We start from the raw sequence: 17,664 nt of genomic DNA, 5'->3' as shown, positions 1-17,664 counted from the left end.
TATTGTGCCACCAGTGGAATTATTCCACAGTGACGGACTTAGCCAGATTCCTCGGCTTATCAATATCCTCATTGCCACATTCCTGGGCGATATAAGCCGCCAAGAATTGCAGGGGCACCGTGGCCAGCAGCGGCTGCATGATCGTGGAGGATTCCGGCAGGCGGATCAGCCAGTTAGCAAAGGGCTCCACGGCGGTATCGCCCTCTTCCGCGATCACGATGGTCTTAGCGCCGCGCGCGCGGATCTCCTGGATATTGGATACCACCTTGGAGTGCAGCAACTTCACCCCGCGCGGGCTGGGAACCACCACGACCACCGGCAGATCGTCCTCAATCAAGGCGATGGGGCCGTGCTTGAGTTCACCGGCCGGGAAACCCTCGGCGTGGATATAAGCCAATTCCTTGAGCTTAAGGGCACCCTCCAAGGCCACCGGGTAACCCACCCCGCGCCCCAAGAAGAGCATGGTGCGAATGGCCCCCAGGGTGGTGGCAATGTTGCGGCACTGCTCCGAGGAAGGCAGGAGTTCCTCAACCTTGGCGGGAATCTCCGCCAGAGCCTCCCAAATCTCCTTGATCTCATCCGGGTACTTGGTGCCCTTGGCCTGAGCCAGGGCCAGGCCCACGATGTAGTTAGCCGCCACCTGTGCCAAGAACGCCTTGGTGGAGGCCACGCCGATCTCCGGGCCGGCGTGGGTATAAAGCACGGCGTCCGACTCGCGCGGAATCTGCGAGCCATTGGTGTTACACACCGCCAGCACCTTCGCGCCCTGGGCCTTGGCGTAACGCACGGCCTCTAGGGTGTCCAGCGTCTCGCCGGACTGGGAGATCGCCACGACGAGCGTGCGGGCGCCGAGAACCGGGTCGCGGTAGCGGAACTCGCTGGCCACCTCAATCTGCACCGGGATACGCACCCAGTGCTCAATGGCGTACTTAGCCAGCAGGCCGGAGTGATAGGCCGATCCGCAGGCCACCACGAAGATCTGATCCACGGCGCGCAAATCCTCGTCGGAGAGGTTCTGCTCATCGAGCACAATGCGCCCATCCTGGAAGTGACCGGCCAGGGTATCGCGCACGGCGGCGGGCTGCTCGTGAATCTCCTTCATCATAAAGGAGCTATAACCGCCCTTTTCTGCGGCGGCGAGGTCCCAGTCGATCGTGAAGGAACGGCCCTCGGCGGGGGTGCCATCGAAGTTCAGAATCTCGTAACCATCGCGGTTAATCACCACGGCATTATCCTGGTTGAGCTCCACGGCATTCTTGGTGTGCTCGATAAAGGCGGCCACATCCGAGCCCAGGAACATCTCGCCCTCACCCACGCCCACGATCAAAGGCGTGGAACGGCGGGCAGCGATAATCTGATCCGGGTAATCGGCGTGCATCACCAGCAGCGTAAAAGCGCCCTCTAAGCGGCGCAGCACCTTCAACGTGCTGGCGCGAATATCGCCCGCCGTGTCGCCCTCGTTATAAGCCAGGGCGATGAGGTGCGCGGCTGTCTCGGAATCGGTCTCCGAGACCATCTCAATGCCGCGCGCATCCAACTCGGGGCGCAGGACGGCAAAGTTCTCAATAATGCCATTGTGAACGATTGCCACCTTGCCGTCATAGGAAAGGTGCGGGTGCGCATTCTCATCGGTGGGGCGCCCGTGCGTAGCCCAGCGCGTGTGCCCAATCGCGGTGGTCCCTTCCAGGCTCTCCTCGCCAACCTCCGCGATCTTATCTTCGAGGTTGGCGAGCTTCCCGGCGCGCTTGGCAAAGTTCAAGCCACCGGAGTTCGCCACGGCAATGCCCGCCGAATCATAGCCACGGTATTCCATGCGACGCAGCGCATTAAGGGCCAGGCCGAGGCCCTGGCGGTTGCCGACGTATCCAACGATTCCACACATAGGCGCCACAATAGTGTACAGATCAATCAGGCACCATCACCGCCCTTCTTCGCAGGTCATCTGCTTACTTTTCTTCGGACCTCCCGTTATCCTCGGGCCTCTTTCTTTGTGGTTATCCCCCGTTCCTGTCCCCTGCGCCTCACACCCGTCCCCGCGTCCGCCCACAGGTCTGGCTCGTTTACTATCCTGTAGGAGTGTCTGAGAATCTGAATAAGCATCTGCCCAAACTCTCCAAGCGCGGGCCACATCGCGTATTGGTAGGTGACCTCGCCTACGCCGGGCTTCCCGGAAAGGTGTACACCCCGGCCGAGGGCAACGGCATCCCCGCCGTCGCCTTTGGGCACGATTGGATCACTAATATCAAGGCCTATCACGCTACCCTGCGCCACCTGGCGAGCTGGGGTATCGCCGTAGCCGCTCCCGATACTCAAACCGGTTTTAACCCAGACCACCGCAGCCTAGCCGCCGACCTCAATACCAGCCTGCAAATCCTCGCCGGAGTAAAACTCGGCCACGGCAACGTTATTGTCTCCCCCGGAAAACTCGGCCTCGTGGGGCACGGGATGGGAGCCGGAGCCGCCGTTCTCGCCTCCGCTAATGAGGAGAAGGTGCGAGCGGTGGTCTGTGCTTACCCGGCCGTTACCTCCCCGTCCGCGGAAGAGGCCGCCCGCGCGGTGAATGCCCCCGGCCTCATTCTCGGCTCGGGCCGCGATAGGCTTCTCGACGCCGGGAACCCCGCCCGCGTTGCACATAACTGGAAGGGTGAAGTGGCTTACCGCGAACTCAACGACGGCACTCAGCAGGGCTTTAGCGAAAATACCCTGCGCAACCTGCTTATAGGGGCCGCTGGCCCCCAGCACGCCGCCAAAGAAACCGCGCGCGGCCTCATCACCGGCTTTCTTCTCCACCAGCTTGCCGGGGAAAAGAAGTACTCCGGTTTCTCCGCCGCCGAGGCCACCGCTAAGAAGGTGGAATCTTTTAGCGCCGAAGAGATCGAAGAAAAGGCTAACGCCAACCGCAAGGTCTCTATGCCCTTGTAATTTTCCGCAGCAGATTTTTCAGTTTTTCCTCAGCACCCCTTGCACCGGTCTTTTTGTTCTTTGCCCTGGTTCTCCTGCGCGTGCCATCGGCTCGCGTAACATATGCTTATGTAACACCGTTTGCGGTGTAGGAGGATCGGCGGAGGTGTTCTTTCCCGGTGCCACTCCCCCACCATTTTTTCTATTCCGCGCCGCTTTTTCCATATCGCGGCGGCTTTGCTCCAGGGCTACCTCAAACTCCAACATTCTCTGTGTAGCTCGCTCACGGAAGCGGCGGGCAAACTCTTCAAATTCCATTACCAGGCACCTGCCTTTCTAGCCCCATTTGATCGCGGTTCACCCGGAGGCCCCGCGTTTCCCTCTATCTCCGTGGGTTCCTCTATTGGTGAAGGTTTTTCCGCCGCATTGACCTCAGCCGACTCAGCCGACACGGAAGGTTGCTGCTCAGGTTCTACCTCTGTGCTTTCCTGCTCCGCCACGGGAACCACGGGTTCCGCAAAAGCCCCATCAAATACCTCACCCGACACCGAAGCATTGGAAGCTGCCTGCATGTGGGCCACCTTTTCTGCGGGTGGAGGCGGCTCGGGCACCGAGGCAAGATCTACCAGCTCTGGTGCAGGAGCCGGGGCGGGTTCTTCTACCGCACATTCCTCCATTGGTGGTGGCATCGAGGCCGGTTCTTCCCGGGCAGCGGGAGGACATTCTAGGGTTTCTTGCCCACAAACGCCCTCCGGCGTGGCAGAACTTACGACCTCATTTACCGCCTTTTCCGCCGGAGGATTGTCACAGGCCGCTATCTCTGTGCGAGGCGCATCTGCACAGGGTTCATCTGCGCAAGGTTCAAGATTCGGCTCCACCGATTCCTGTGCCTCCTCTACAAAGGAGCCCACCGCCTCTAGCGCTCCCTCAGCTGCCTGCTGCGCTATGCCCATTCCCCACTTCACAGCGTCCAAACCCGCTGTTGTTGCCTGAGTCATCACCGTTTTTATCTCGGTCATATCAGCCGTCTCAGCACACCCGCGTGGTTTTTCCGGTGCTCCTTGTGGCTCATTCTCGGCACATGTTTTCTCTGCACTCGGCGCTCCAGAGGCAGGCGATACCTCCAGCTCCGGGGTACCATCACGCGAGGAAGCGCCATCGTGCGGTGGCAGATGATCGCCTGCCGGTTGGGCATCGCGCGGCGGCGCGCACTCCCGTGGGGCAGCACCAGTTTCTTTGGTTTCCGGTTCCACAGGAAGATCAACAGCACCCGCAGGCACCGTGCTAGCGGTCACAGCACTAGCAGGCGCAACACTCGCAGAACCAGTGCCCGCCGTCGCGCACGATGAAGCCGGTTCACCCACTGGGGCTGGAGCCGGAGCTGGAACTGGAGGCCCCAGTGTCTTTTCCGGTGTCGGAGACACACAGGCGGCCGCTGGCTCGGTAACAGGCGGCGAAGAAGGAATCGGGGTGCGCTGCTCCTTCTCGCACTGCTGACTCGCACCGCTCTGTGTCGCTGCCGTATCGGCCCCCGCCGGAGCCGCAGGAGTCGTTGGGGCTGTAGGAGCCGCGGGTGCCGTAGAAACTGTCGGCGCCGTGGCCGGCTGCGGCGCCTCGCATACCTGACTGGTGCGTTCCACCAATCTCTCCATGCAACCCGCCACTGCCTCATCTCTATCCCGGCACAGGGCGGTAATAGAGCCCGCCGCCTCATCTACCAGGGTGGAAGCCGTGCTCAGCGTCGATTGAAAGGCCGCTTGATGCTCCAGCCCTGCGCTCGGGTTAAGGCAGCGAAGATGCTGGCACAGTACCGCTACGCTCTGTGCGAGCGCAGAAATGATCTCCTTCGCTGCGGTATCGGAGGTGCAGGTAATATCGTTCAGCGCATCGGTGGCTTGTTTTCCCTCCTCATCGAGCTGCTGGCTATCGCCGCGGTTTTTCCACCAACCCTGCACTCCTTCGGCCACGGTATCCCCGATGAGCCCAAAGGCAACGTGCTTGAGTATCTCTAAGAGTGGACGCAGCCATCCCTTGCCGCTACCGGTCACATCCGTGTTTCCCACGGCCAAACTCATGTGCTGGCCTATAGCCGCGGGATCAAGTCCCTCCACGCTTCCCAATGCCCGTTCAATATCGGCCACCGCGATCTTCGGGCCCGCATATTGTCCACGGGAGGCCTGGTGCAGATCGGCCAGGATTGAGCCGTATGTTTGCGCGCTCATCCGATGCGCTCCAAGTCCTCGGCATGGCGGCTATTCGCGGCGTCGATAGCTTCTATTTCCCTCAATGTCGAGCGCAACATCCCCAATAGCGTTTGCATTCTGCTCATTTCCACGGAATGTAAACGCATATATGCCTCTGCGAGGCGTCGCCCATAATCTCCAAATTGCTGCCCTGCCGCCACGGCGGGAAAACCCGGTGGCGCGGACTGGTGCGCTCTTATGCGTTCCTCTAATTCCTCAAGTCCACGCCGCACCATTCCCCTGGCGGCCTCTGGTGTGATGGATAGTTCCTCCACGTATCCCCCTCGTGCTGGTAGGAGCCAATCAAAGAGTTCTCCATTACTTTGACTGGCCCCGCACCCCCAGCGGTTCCCAGCACGGCCAGATTATGGGAAAATCACACGGCAGCGACCACGGCGGCCAGCTGTCCGGCCACCTTGCGGGCCTGCTCCTCCTCGGCGGCCTCCACCATCACGCGGAAGAGTTCCTCGGTGCCGGAGGGGCGCAGCAGCACTCGGCCGGTTTCTCCCAGCTCCGCCTCTGCCTCCTTCATAGCGGCAATAACCTGGTCATTGCCCGCAATGGCGCTCTTATTAGATACCGGAACGTTGATAAGCACCTGCGGCAATACCTTCATTACTTCGGCCAATTCCGCCAAGGTTTTCTTGGTTTCCGCCATACGAGCCATGAGACTCAAACCCGTGAGAACACCATCACCCGTGGTTCCATACTCGGGAATAATAATGTGCCCAGATTGCTCACCACCCAGGCTAAAACCGGAGGCATTGAGTTCCTCCAACACGTAGCGATCGCCCACCTTTGTAGGTACCACGGTGATCCCTTGTTCTTCCATCGCCAATCGCAAGCCAAGGTTACTCATTACCGTGGCCACCAGGGTGTTCTTTTTCAGCTCGCTATTGTCCTTCATCGCCACGGCCAGGATCGCCATGATCTGATCCCCGTCCACCACGCGTCCCTGAGCGTCCACGGCAAGGCAGCGGTCGGCGTCGCCATCGTGGGCAAGCCCCAGGTCAGCACCGTGTTCGAGCACCGCGCGCTGGGTCTGCTCGATGTGGGTGGAGCCGCAGCCATCGTTGATGTTGTAGGCATTGGGCTCGTTATGAATGGCGATAACCTCAGCCCCGGCGCGTCGATAAGCCTCCGGAGCGATCTCTGAGGCCGCGCCATTGGCGGCATCGACCACCACGCGCAGACCGGAAAGATCCACCTTCACCGCCTCGTGGAGATGAGCCAGGTAGCGCTCGTGAGCGTCGCGCGATTCCTCAATCACCCTGCCCACGCCGTGCCCCGTGGGCCCCTCCTCCACGAGCTGCGCCATCACGGCCTCAATCTCATCCTCCACCGCATCGGGCAGCTTGCGCCCGCCCGCAGAAAAGAACTTGATTCCGTTATCCGGCATGGGGTTGTGCGAGGCAGAGATCATCACGCCCATATCCGCCCCGTAATCATCGGTGAGGAAGGCCACCGCGGGGGTAGGCAGCACCCCCACGCGCAGCACATCGACGCCCCGAGAGGCCATGCCCGCCGCCAACGCCGCCGCCAACATCTCCCCGGAGACGCGGGGATCGCGCCCGACGATGGCCGTGGGCCGCCGCTTGGATGATTGCTTCTCGGCAGTGAGAACCTGCGCCGCCGCGGCCCCCAGCCTCAACGCCAACGAGGCCGTGAGATTCTTATTCGCCAATCCGCGCACGCCATCAGTACCAAAAAGTCGAGTCATGCGCTCCATTATGCCTGCCGACGCCCCCACTCTCGCCCACCGACCCACATACGGCAAACGCCGCCCCTGATAACCAGGAGCGGCGTGCGCGAAAGCGAAAACTTAACGCTTGGAGTACTGCGGGGCACGACGTGCCTTGTGCAGACCGGCCTTCTTGCGCTCGACGGCACGAGCGTCACGGGTGAGGAAGCCAGCCTTCTTCAGCGCCGCGCGATCCGCCGGAGCGTAGGCGTTGAGGGCGCGAGCGATGGCGAGGCGGAAAGCACCGGCCTGGCCGGTGGGGCCGCCGCCCTTGAGGTTGGCCTGGATGTCGAACTGGCCCTCGCGGTCCAACAGCACCAGCGGGGACTTCACGGTCTGCTGGTGAATCTTGTTGGGGAAGTAATCTTCCAGGGAACGACCGTTGCACACGAACTCGCCGGTGCCCGGCACGAGGCGCACGCGCACGATGGCGCGCTTACGACGACCCACGGTCTGGATGGGGCCTTCCACGCCAGCCTGCTCGACCTCTACCTCGACCTCGGTTTCGGTCTCAGCAACCAGGTGGTCACCGATGGTGTTGGTGAACTCCTCGGTGGCTGCCGCAGCGGCGGCCAGATCCTCGGCATCCGCCACGTTGTTCTCGATGTTGTTGTTCGGCTCGGTCACTGGGCCACCACCTTGATCTCGTAGTTCTCCGGCTTCTGACCAGCGTGCGGGTGCTCGGAGCCGGTGTAAACGTGAAGCTTCTTAATGGAAGCGTCAGACAACTTATTGTGCGGCATCATGCCCCGGATGGACTCTTCCACGGTGCGCTCCGGGTGATCGGACAGAGCACGACCAAGGGTCATGGTCTTAAGGCCACCGGGGTAACCGGAGTGGCGGTAGCGCATCTCGCGCTCGCGCTTGTTGGAGCTCACGGCGACCTTGTCAGCATTGATGATGATGACGTGATCGCCGCAATCGACGTTGGGGGCGAACTGGGGCTTGCCCTTGCCGCGCAGCAGGTTAGCAGCGTGGGTGGCAAGACGACCCAGAACCACATCAGTGGCGTCGATGACATACCACTTGCGGGTAATGTCACCGCTCTTCGGGTGATAAGTAGACACTTAAGTGACTCCTTGAAGGTCTTATCTACAGGACTGCCGGCCAATAAGTGTGCCCCGCTGCGATCACGGCGGCCGGTGGGGACCCGAGATCAAGCATCGTGCGCGCAACACACAGGGGTTCAACTCTAGTACACCGAGTTCATACAACAAAACACATAAAAATAATCACGGCGGCAAGGTTGCTACCCCATCGCACCAGCGCCTGCCCTAGCGATGACGAAGCCCGCCGCCGTGATTACGGAACGCGGCTTAGCCCCAGGAGGCCGCCGCCGCGCGGTTCACATCGGCCATGCGATCATTGCCCTGGGTAACGGTGCGTGAAATCGTGCTGAGAATCTGGTTCAGATCCTCCGCCGAGCGATCCCATTTTTCTTGCGCGGCCTGATAGGCCAACGCGGAATCGCCTTCCCACGCCGCGACCATCGGTTGCAGCAGGGCTTTGAGTTCTCCCAGCAGCCCATTAATGCGCCCCGAGGTTGCCTGAATGTCCCCTGCGGCCGCCTCAATGGCGCCAAAAGAATACTTAATGTGATCCATCGTGTTCCCCCTTCTCTTGGTAGTTACTGTGTGGCCATGCCCTATTACAGGGCGAGACCCGCTCCACCCACGGCGCTGAACGCCTGGGCATTTTGTGCTTCCATGTCCTCGAAGTTGCGAGCATTGGAACGGATATTCTCGCTGATGGAGGTCAGTGCCTCACGCAACTCTCGCGCCGAGGTATTCCAGCGCTCCATGAGGTTGTCAAAGCTCACCTGCGCGCTACCAGCCCAGGAACCTCTCACCCCATCGACCACCGATTGCAACCGCGTCAATTCGGATTGCACCTGACCATTCGTGTCATCCACGCGGCCAGCGGTGGCCACCATGACGTCAGCTTCTGTTCTGAACATTCCTGACATATCTTTCCCCCTCGTATTTCCTCTCAAATGAATAGTGACGGGCGAAAACTCCACCGCAGTGGAGCCTTCTATTTACTTTGACTCCGCCCAGAGGCTTTTGGTTCCCGCACCATCCCCTCAATTTTCTTTCCCCGTCCCTCATCCCCTCCCCAGCCCCACAGAGCATCACAACACCTCACAGCAATCCCAGAGATTCTTCGGCCATCCGGCAGGCTGCGCGCTGCACCAGCGTGGGGGCCGTGCGCGTCTGACACCCCACGCTCATGTGGTGCTCCGCCGCTATCCAGGCGCTCCACTGCACCTGGGAGCCATCGCCGGGTTCTTCCCGATACCGCACTTTCCCCTCCTCGTCGCTTTCCGCACTAAGGGTGGGGTCCCGCTCCACCGTCGCGCGCACCTCTTTGAGCACCTCTTCCGGCGGTACGGAGAAAAGCGGATCCGCAGATATTCGGATGCGCAAATCTTCATCCTCTCCGAGTAAAACCACCGTATCTCCCTGCATCTCAGCCCTGAATCCCGCCGCCGTGGACACCCTTAATCCAGCTATCTCGTGCACCACGGTGGGAGAAGCAGGAGCCTTCTCCCGCTCCACTGCGCCCTGCCCCTCGGGGTTTTCCACAGCCTCGGAGCCTTCCACAACTTCGGACTGAGCCGCAGACTCAGACCGCACCGCAGCCCCAGACTGCACCACGGGCGCGGGCTGAGTGGTGGGATACCTCTCCCCCACCGCCCACCAGGAAAGAGCGAGCACCACCACGATCACCCCCGCCATTGCCGCGTGCCACCAGGTAAACCGCCGCCATAAGTCCTTGGTGGGTGCTCTCCGCCTGTGCGCCGCACTCCTTATATCCGCCAGTATTTCCGTGCTGTCATCGGCTTCGCCGGTATCCAGGTTCTCTGATATTTCCTCCTTCTGCCCCACCCCGGCGTCGCGCAGCGCCTCTTCCACGGCGGCGGCTTCCTGCTCGTATCCCTCCGATTCCACCCGCACCTCGGCACCCCGCCACTGCCCATCCAAGAGGGCCTGCGCCTGCTCTACCACGGCTTTCAGCGCCCACGGCTGCGTGAGTACCGGAGCCACCAGGTCATATCGGTACACCGTATCCGGCCCCTCACAAACCGTGGCTTCCTCCAAAATCGTCACGGTTAGCGTCGTCATGCGTCCTCCTCCACGCAGGCCACCTGTATCACCTCGGGTTGTGATCCCGGAGTGAGCCAGCGTCCACGGCCCGGGGGCTGCTGCGTGGGTTTCATCCCCAGAATGGTGCCCTCTTCCTTATCCGCATTAAGCAGCAGCACCGCTGGATTTTGGTCTCGTAGTGCCGCGAGAAAAGGCTGATACAGAGCCCTGCTTATTCCCCCGGATTTCTGCGCCACCACCATGCGCAGACCTATATCGCGTGCATGGGGCAAAAGCGGCGTAATCTCCGCGAGCGCAGAAGGGTCTACGAGGTCCGCATCGTCAATCACCACGTAGATTTCCGGCCCCGTCCACCAGGTGCGTTCCCGCAACTCTTCCGCGCTTATATCCGGGCCGGGAATACGCTCTTTTAAGGTCACCGCCGTGTTGCGCAATGCCTCCGCGGTAGCCGGGGAAGAAGCACTATAGGCCGCCAACATATGCTCCGGTACCACTCCCAGGTGAGCGCGGCGATGGTCTATCAGTACGATTCTCGCCCGGTCTTTTCCTTCTACACTTATTCCTTGGATCAGGGTACGCAGCACCGTGGATTTACCCGCTCCATGAGAACCCACGCAAAGAAGATGCTCATCGCGCCAGCACACGGTATCCATCTGTATTCCGCCTATGCCGAGGGGATAGCCTTCCGCAGCGTCTGAAGCCAAAGATGCCAAGGACGCCAGGGGAAGATAATCGGGCAACATCTTGAGCTTTGGCACCGGCTCTTGGTCCGCAGAGGCAATGGTGATGTGCGCAATGTCTTGTGGGGAGCACAGACACCACAGCATGTGTTCCCCATCCGGGGTAATTCCGCGCCCCGGACGTGCCGGTATTTTCTGTTGTTCTTTGCGGTCGATCAGGGAATCCATCGCCTCCCCCAGCTGCAATTCCAGGCGATAATCAATCAAATCACGGATAGCGGGGCGCAGCATTGTCCACCGCGGGGTGGAAATAAGCACGTGCACGCCCGCCGCCGCGCCGTCGGCTACGAGGCGAGTCACCCGCTCTACTTCTTCCTCGCAATCGGAAACCAGGGCGTGCCACCCGTCAATCACCACAAAAGTCTGCCGCCCATCAGCGGGCGGACCGGCTTCTACTAAGGCCGTCACCTCATCAAATACGCGGTGCACGCGCCCTACATCTTTTTTATTAGCCACCCCGGCCACGTGCGGCAGGCGGCCTAATACCTCCTGGCTTTCCCCTCCCATATCCACCACATAAAAGCGCACCTGCTCCGTCGTATGCGTGGCGGCCAGGGAGGCCACGATGCTGCGCAGCGCCGTGGATTTTCCCGTGCGCGGCCCTCCGCACAGCGCGAGGTGTCCGCCGCCCACGCCAAAATCTAATACCAGGGGATCTTGGCGCTGATGGTATGGGCGGTCAATGATGCCCACTGCCGCTTTGAGCTCCCCCATCGGTTCCACCACACCGGCGAGTTCCACCACGGCAGGCAGCGGAGGAAGCCACAGCGTGCGTGCCCTCTGGTGGCGTTGCTGCGCGGTGGCGCAGGCGGCGTCCACCACGGCGTCGAGAAGCGTGCGGCCCTCCTCCACCTCGATGATCTCGGCTGCGTGGTGCTCCACGTCCGTCCAGTCGTGGAAAAATCGCACGCGGTGGTGTTCATCGGCGGTGGTTCTGCGGTGCTTCACCGGCCCCGATACATAGGCGGCACGGAAGCCCACCACCTCCTGCGGCCCCGCTTTGAGGAACCCCATGCCCGGCACCGTGGGGAGCTCGTGGGCGTCGGAGACTCCTAAAACCTGCCGAGATTCCGCGGCGGAAAACGTGCGCAAACCAATTCGGTAGGAAAGGTGGGAATCTAAACCGCGCAGGCGGCCCTCCTCTAATCTCTGGCTCGCCAACAATAAATGCACGTGAAGGGAGCGACCTAATCGCCCCACGGCAACAAAAAGATCGGCAAAATCCGGGTGCTGCCCCAGTAATTCGGAAAACTCGTCCACCACTATGAGCAGGGCTGGCATCGGTTCTAAGTCCGTTCGCCCGGCGCGCCGCGCCTGCTCATAATCATGCACATTGGCAAAATTGCCGGCCTCGCGCAGTACCTCTTGCCTGCGATTCATCTCTCCCGAGATAGCGTCGTGCATTCTTTCTACCAGCACCGATTCTTGTTCCAAGTTCGTAATCACGGCGGAGGTATGCGGGAGCCGATCAAGGCCTAAAAACGTGGCCCCGCCCTTGAAGTCCACCAGCACCAGCGTGAGTTCTTCGGGGCTGTGGGTGGCGGCAAGAGCCACCACGAGTGTGCGCAGGAGCTCGGATTTTCCCGATCCGGTGGCACCAATGCACAGCCCGTGCGGCCCCATTCCCCCGTGCGCAGATTCCTTCAAATCAAGCCATAAAGGTGCGCCCGTGTGCGTTTCTCTTCCTATCGGAACGCACAATCGGGTTTCGGCTTTCTCGCGCGCGGGCCACATGGTTTCCGCAGTGAGATCATCGCTATCGTTCACCCCGATCAAGCGCATGAGGTCATCGCCCTGTGCACTTTTATCAGCGTGCACCGTAGCGTCCCGCCGGTGATACGGGGCCATGCGTCGCGCCACGGCCAAGGCTCGTTCCTCCGATAATAAATCCGGGGCACCTAGCCTTTCTCGCCCCGAGGCCGTGTGCACCTAGATCCCCTCCTCCAGGGACAAAGCCAGCCCTTCCTCCTCGGCGCGGCGTCGCAAAGCACCATCTCCGCCGGCCTCCACGATCGTCTCTGCCTCGCCCGCCTCCCGGCCCTCCCAGGGAGAATCCACCACCACAATGCGGTGCGCCGCGCGCTCGGGGTGGCGCGTGTGCGGCAGCCACTTCAGCCATGCCCACGCGGCGGAACCCGGAGGCATCTCAATGCCCACCGTCTCCGGGCCGTGGGAGAAGGCAAGGCTGCATAACAGGGCTCGGAGGCAATGTTGTGCCTGCTCACCGGCGATGGAGAGGTAGCGAAAGGCCCGTAATTGCACGACAACGGGAGTATTGGGCACCGTGGATACCGCCCGCACGGTGCTGCGCAGGGACACCGCACACACCGGGTCCAAGTCCTCCGTCGAACCCGAATCCGCAACGTCAACGGGGGTACACAGCGAGGTCACGCCCACCCCAATCCGTACTTCCAGGGCGTCCGCGTCCTGCGCCGCGCGCTCCCACATTCTCTCGCTCCCCACCAAGGCCCACATATCCTCGGGAGCCGGGTAGCGGTGGACCTCGTGAGCGCGCTGCGCCTCGGCGTTGTCCAAGGCTGTTCTGCGGAGTTGAGCCAGATGGCGCAGGTAGGTGCGGCGAGTCTCGTCCGCGTCATTTCCTCCCTGCGGGGAAAACATCATGAGGAATCCCATAGCGGTCATGAGCGGCATGACGAGCATCATGGGGTGCACGGAGCCCGCGGAAAGGAACATCACGAGCACCATCGCCCCCATCGCCGCCACCATCACCACCGGCATGAGGAGACGCAGGATCGGCATGGCGGCGGGCTTATGAGCTGGGGGAACGGGAAGTGCTTTGAGCGTTCCCTCCGGGCGAGGTGGCGCCGGTACGCGCTGCTGTGCGCTTCGATACTCCACGCATAGCGCGGCGTCGCCGGATATAGGTGCTTCCATGACTCCCCCTCGTGCGTCATGCTCTCTGCCACAACCCCCTGCTGTGGACATAGCTCACAGAATAGACCATGATGGAGAAAAATGATGAGCGTGCTCCGCTATGGGGGTGGAAACGCACGAGCATCCACGAACTCGGGGGAGTTGATTTTCCACCATGACCACCAGCCATATGCTGCGGCTTCGTATCCTCATGCACGCAGGGTCGTATCACCGCCAAGCCGATCTCGCCGTACCCGCACAATCCTCGCTCGCGGAATGTCTCGATGAGCTCCTCGCGATTCTCGACGCCCCGCTGCTGCCGCGCCCCTGGCAGGCTCGCACGGCGGCGGGAACGCTTATCGACGCCACCGCCTCCCTCTCCCAGGCCGGGCTCCGCGATGGAGACTCGCTTTTTCTCTCGCCTCAGCAGGAGATTCCGCACCCCGTCATCCGCGATGCCACGGAGGCCCTTGCCGAGGATTCCGCCGTGCCCACCCAATCCGTGACGCCCCTCCACTGCGCCCACGCCGCCGCCACGATGGCTCTGTGCGCCCTCATGCCGGTTCTCAATACCTGGTTGAACCCGTGGCTTTCCTGCCTCTTGTGCTGCCTTATCGCCCTGCTGCTCACCCTGTGGGCTAAGCCCCTTCCCGGTCTCATCATCGGCGGAATCGGCCATGCCTCCGCCGCCGGTTTTCTCTGGGTTCGCCACACGGCTACCCCAGGGTGGTTAGCGTATGCGCTCCTGGCCGCCCTTCTCTGCGCCACCCTGGCGCTGTGTCTTTTCGGCCTCGCCGCGCGGAACATATCGCTGCGTATCATCGCCGCCGCCAGCATGATTTTTATTCTCAGCGGCAGCGCATTACTTCTATGGTGGTCCACTCATCGCCTTTCCGCCGTGGCCGCCGGAATGATTCTCTTTTCCCTTTTGGCGATATTCCTTTCTCCTCGACTTTCCACCTCGCTCGCCGGACTCCACCCACCCCGGCTTCCCTCCTCGGGGCAAAACCTGGATATTTCCGATTCCCCCGCGATTCCAGTGGAGGAACAAGCCCGGCGCGCTCACCTTCTCTACGAGGGGTTGTATATAGGAATCACTTTTGTATTCCTCCCCGCACTGATTCTTCTGGGGTTCAGCACTTCCCATTCTCCGGCGCAGGCCGGTTTTAGCGCCGCGCTGCTTCTCGGTGCAGCACTCGCCACCGTGCTCCACGCGCTGCGCCATCGCAATCCGCTCATTCTCTGGGCGCACCTCATTATCTCGCTCGGCGCGCTGGTGGCCCTCTCATTCTTGGCCGGTATCCACCTCGTCTTTGCGCTCCTCGCCCTCGTTCTCCTGCTGATATGCCTCACGATGCCGTGGTGGTTACCGCGCCTCCCGGCACCCGAGCCCACTCATATGCTCTGGTGGGAGCGCTGCGAATCACTCGCTATCGCGGCCATCATCCCGCTGTGTGCTCACCACATGGGGCTATTCTCCGCGATCCGGGGGTTGGGATTATGAGCCGCGTACCCGCTCTTATGCTTTCCTTCGCTATTCTCCTTGCCATCGCACCGATCCACGCGGCTCCCCTCCGCGCCGAGGAACGCTGCGTGGCCGGCATTCCCCTTTCCGCCGCGCCGCCTCCGCCGGACTCAGCGCGCTCCCCCTTCGCCTCGGGGGCGGGAATCACGGTGGCCGTGATTGATACCGGGGTAGCGCCTCACGAACAGCTCACCGAGGTGATCCCCGGCTCCGATCTCGTCTCACCGGAGGCACCCGCCCCGCTTCACGATTGCGATGGGCACGGCACCATCGTGGCCGGAGTGATCGGTGCCCGCGATTATGGCGTGGCACCGGGAGCACGGATTCTCAGCATCCGGCAATCCAGTTCCGCGAGTACCCACCAGGATGAAGAATCACGTACCCGCGGCACCCTCGCCTCGCTTGCGCAGGCCCTCCGGGAGGCGGTGGATCGCGGCGCCCGCGTCATTAATATCTCCGTGGTGGCCTGCCTTCCTCCCGAGCGCGCCCACGCGCTCGACACCACAGCTCTCGACGCCGCCCTTGACCACGCGGAAAGGCACGGCGCCGTGGTGATCGCGGCGGCGGGTAATCGCTCCGTTACCTGCACCGACACCTCGGTGGTATATCCCGCCTATTCCCCCACGGTGATCTCCGTTGGCGCATTAGAAGAGCCCCACAGCTTAGCCCCGTACTCCCTTCCCGGTGGTCCGCTCCGTTTGGCGGCACCAGGTGCTCTTAGCGCTGGCCTTAATCCCGCGGGGCCGGGATGGATTAAAGCCGTGGGTATTCCCGACCCTTCCGGTTTTATCACCTCACCCCAAAAACTCAAAGGCACGAGTTTTGCCGCCCCCGTTGTCTCCGGGATCGCGGCGCTGCTTCTTGAGCGCCACCCGTATTACAGCCCCGCCCAGGTACGCGCCCATCTTCTCTCCGCCGCTCAGCCTCCACACGGGGCGATCACCGCCCAAGCGGCCATCGCGGCCGTGCTACCGCCACCGCTCCCGGATCGCTCACCGGCTCCTATCACCCTGCCGGGTCCTCCCGATTCCCAGGCCCGAGCCAAGGCCCTGCTCCTCATGGGCTTGGCCTGCGTGGGTGTTCTGGCGTTTTCTCTCTCGGCCGGTTTCACCGCGCGATACAGAGGCGGCAGATACCGGGGTGCTAAAAGCGATAGCCCCGCTGCTTAATTCCCCCGCAGCGCCTCCTCGGCGTTAAGCGGGGAACCCTCCGGCAATAAGGCCAGGGCGGGCCACCACCCCGGTATGGCTTCCGCAAAACCCATCGCCTCTAGCCCCTCGCGCTGCGCCACGCTGTGCCGCACCCCATGAGCGGTGACCACGTGATAACCAAAGCCCGTGTCCACCGCGATGGCCCCCGGCAGGTGCGTGACAAAGGAATCCGCCACGGAAAGCCGCTCACCCGCGCCCTCCTGTATCCCCAACTCTCCTCGATACTGATGGGTCTCCGGCAGGGGCACGGGCCGCATGAGGTGAGGCGCCCTCCCCACCTGCCCTTCTTCACCAAAAACGCAGAGGTCAGTATCGCCTGGGTCGAGCACGCGCACTTTTTCCTCCGGCAACATCAACCGCTCGGTCAGCTGTGGGCGCGCCGCTATCTCCGCGCGCGAGGCTCTACGGCTGGCCGCACCCATATCGCTGAGCATTTCTGCTTGCAGCTCACTAATTTCCCGCGCTCCCTCGGCCTGGGAAATCCACGCTCCTTCTTCCGTGTGCACCACCTCGGGAAGGCGAGCGGGAAAAGCAATATCGGGCTGCCGCGTGATCGCCGCGATCACGGGAGCCGGTGGGGTCCACACCGGGGAGTGCGGTTCTATGCCCAGCCGCCGACGCACCACGACACCCTCCGGGGTACCAGCGGAAGGCAGCAACGCGCGGCCCCGGGACGTCGCTAAGTAATCCGCTGGCTCCGGTGAGGTGGTATCGCGCAGCAGCACGGCCTCTCCCTCCCCTAGGGCGAGCGGTGGTGTTCCCACGGAGACCGTGATCTGATCCCCCATCGTGCACACGGCCCAGGTGCGTTCCTCCTCCGCGGGGTTTTCGGCGGCGAGGAAGCCGGGGGCGTCGGCAATGCCCACGGGGCGGCCATGTCGCAGCTCGGCAAGGGCCTCATCGGATATGTCTGCGGGTTCTGCGGGCTGGCCCACGATGAGCCGCGCGGAGGACAAATTGAGCACCGGGTGAACGTCCTCGCCCACCCGGACGTAGAGCGCCCCGCTGGCGGCCCGCAATATGGGAGTATCCTCGCCCGGCATTGGCTTGGGGTCCATGACGGCGAGGAGACCCGAACCCATGAGCAGCAGCACGGTAATAACCAGGCCGAAGGTGGCCGCCCGCTGCCGCGTGGCGAGGGGATCGTGAATCATGCGTATATCACCCAGCACGAGGCCGTGGTGCATCCTGCGCATGAGAAATCGGTGCCCGGAAACCTGGGCGTGGCTGGTGGGCGGAAATAGAGCGCGGTTGTGCGGCATCCCCGATGGACCTTCCCCCGAAAGTTCTGCTATCGCGCCTTACTCTAGCAGTTATCGCGG

16 protein-coding genes are annotated in these 17,664 nt (G+C 62.2%); 4 read left to right on the top strand and 12 right to left on the bottom strand.

The window, feature by feature from the left end; translation table 11 throughout:
- Positions 1–19: 19 nt before the first annotated feature.
- Positions 20–1,882, bottom strand: a complete 1,863-nt coding sequence (gene glmS / locus Clow_RS02375; protein WP_082418468.1) for a glutamine--fructose-6-phosphate transaminase (isomerizing) — start codon at positions 1,880–1,882, stop codon at positions 20–22.
- Positions 1,883–2,076: 194 nt separating this feature from the next.
- Between glmS and Clow_RS02370 the strand changes: the two genes are divergently transcribed.
- Positions 2,077–2,922, top strand: a complete 846-nt coding sequence (locus Clow_RS02370; RefSeq protein ID WP_055175676.1) for a dienelactone hydrolase family protein — start codon at positions 2,077–2,079, stop codon at positions 2,920–2,922.
- Between the two features lie 18 nt (positions 2,923–2,940).
- Here the strand turns inward: Clow_RS02370 and Clow_RS11625 are convergent, their stop codons facing one another.
- The gene (locus Clow_RS11625) at positions 2,941–3,219 is read right to left on the bottom strand and encodes a hypothetical protein (RefSeq protein ID WP_156334538.1); all 279 of its coding nucleotides are present in this window, start codon (positions 3,217–3,219) and stop codon (positions 2,941–2,943) included.
- Between the two features lie 1,478 nt (positions 3,220–4,697).
- On the opposite strand from Clow_RS11625, the gene Clow_RS02365 reads away from it, so the two are divergent.
- Positions 4,698–4,913 carry a hypothetical protein gene (locus tag Clow_RS02365; RefSeq protein ID WP_055175673.1) on the top strand — a complete coding sequence of 72 codons (216 nt, stop codon included), beginning with the start codon at positions 4,698–4,700 and terminating at the stop codon, positions 4,911–4,913.
- Between the two features lie 206 nt (positions 4,914–5,119).
- Here Clow_RS02365 and Clow_RS02360 read toward each other — a convergent pair whose 3' ends face one another.
- From Clow_RS02360 to Clow_RS12005, 9 genes are all read right to left on the bottom strand, one after another.
- A complete protein-coding gene (locus Clow_RS02360; RefSeq protein ID WP_156334536.1) occupies positions 5,120–5,419 on the bottom strand; it encodes a hypothetical protein in 300 nt (99 codons plus the stop codon).
- Between the two features lie 101 nt (positions 5,420–5,520).
- Positions 5,521–6,864: a phosphoglucosamine mutase gene (gene glmM, locus Clow_RS02355; RefSeq protein WP_055175669.1), complete on the bottom strand. Its 1,344-nt coding sequence runs from the start codon at positions 6,862–6,864 to the stop codon at positions 5,521–5,523.
- 102 nt (positions 6,865–6,966) lie between these two features.
- Positions 6,967–7,512 carry a 30S ribosomal protein S9 gene (rpsI, locus tag Clow_RS02350; protein WP_082418466.1) on the bottom strand — a complete coding sequence of 182 codons (546 nt, stop codon included), beginning with the start codon at positions 7,510–7,512 and terminating at the stop codon, positions 6,967–6,969.
- Positions 7,509–7,952: a 50S ribosomal protein L13 gene (gene rplM / locus Clow_RS02345; RefSeq protein WP_055175667.1), complete on the bottom strand. Its 444-nt coding sequence runs from the start codon at positions 7,950–7,952 to the stop codon at positions 7,509–7,511. The genes rpsI and rplM overlap by 4 nt, the downstream gene beginning before the upstream one ends.
- A 249-nt stretch (positions 7,953–8,201) precedes the next feature.
- Positions 8,202–8,489 carry a WXG100 family type VII secretion target gene (locus Clow_RS02340; protein ID WP_055175665.1) on the bottom strand — a complete coding sequence of 96 codons (288 nt, stop codon included), beginning with the start codon at positions 8,487–8,489 and terminating at the stop codon, positions 8,202–8,204.
- Positions 8,490–8,533: 44 nt separating this feature from the next.
- Positions 8,534–8,851, bottom strand: coding sequence for a WXG100 family type VII secretion target (locus Clow_RS02335; RefSeq protein ID WP_055175661.1), 318 nt, complete (start codon positions 8,849–8,851; stop codon positions 8,534–8,536).
- Between the two features lie 175 nt (positions 8,852–9,026).
- Positions 9,027–10,010 carry a type VII secretion-associated protein gene (locus Clow_RS02330; protein ID WP_055175658.1) on the bottom strand — a complete coding sequence of 328 codons (984 nt, stop codon included), beginning with the start codon at positions 10,008–10,010 and terminating at the stop codon, positions 9,027–9,029.
- Positions 10,007–12,661: a type VII secretion protein EccCb gene (gene eccCb, locus Clow_RS02325; protein ID WP_245625666.1), complete on the bottom strand. Its 2,655-nt coding sequence runs from the start codon at positions 12,659–12,661 to the stop codon at positions 10,007–10,009. The genes Clow_RS02330 and eccCb overlap by 4 nt, the downstream gene beginning before the upstream one ends.
- A complete protein-coding gene (locus tag Clow_RS12005) occupies positions 12,662–13,627 on the bottom strand; it encodes a hypothetical protein (RefSeq protein ID WP_245625665.1) in 966 nt (321 codons plus the stop codon).
- Between the two features lie 154 nt (positions 13,628–13,781).
- Here Clow_RS12005 and eccD point away from each other — a divergent pair, with 154 nt between their 5' ends.
- Together eccD and Clow_RS02315 are read left to right on the top strand one after the other, a co-directional pair.
- A complete protein-coding gene (gene eccD / locus Clow_RS02320) occupies positions 13,782–15,110 on the top strand; it encodes a type VII secretion integral membrane protein EccD (protein WP_055175656.1) in 1,329 nt (442 codons plus the stop codon).
- A complete protein-coding gene (locus tag Clow_RS02315; protein ID WP_082418465.1) occupies positions 15,107–16,300 on the top strand; it encodes a S8 family serine peptidase in 1,194 nt (397 codons plus the stop codon). The genes eccD and Clow_RS02315 overlap by 4 nt, the downstream gene beginning before the upstream one ends.
- Here the strand turns inward: Clow_RS02315 and eccB are convergent.
- Complete coding sequence (gene eccB, locus Clow_RS02310) at positions 16,297–17,604, bottom strand: type VII secretion protein EccB (protein ID WP_055175652.1); 1,308 nt, start codon at positions 17,602–17,604, stop codon at positions 16,297–16,299. The two genes, Clow_RS02315 and eccB, sit on opposite strands and share 4 nt — an antisense overlap.
- Positions 17,605–17,664: the final 60 nt, after the last annotated feature.

The organism is Corynebacterium lowii (assembly GCF_001412085.1).
GTDB classification, from domain to species: domain Bacteria; phylum Actinomycetota; class Actinomycetes; order Mycobacteriales; family Mycobacteriaceae; genus Corynebacterium; species Corynebacterium lowii.
This window is presented reverse-complemented; position numbering and strand designations above follow the sequence as displayed.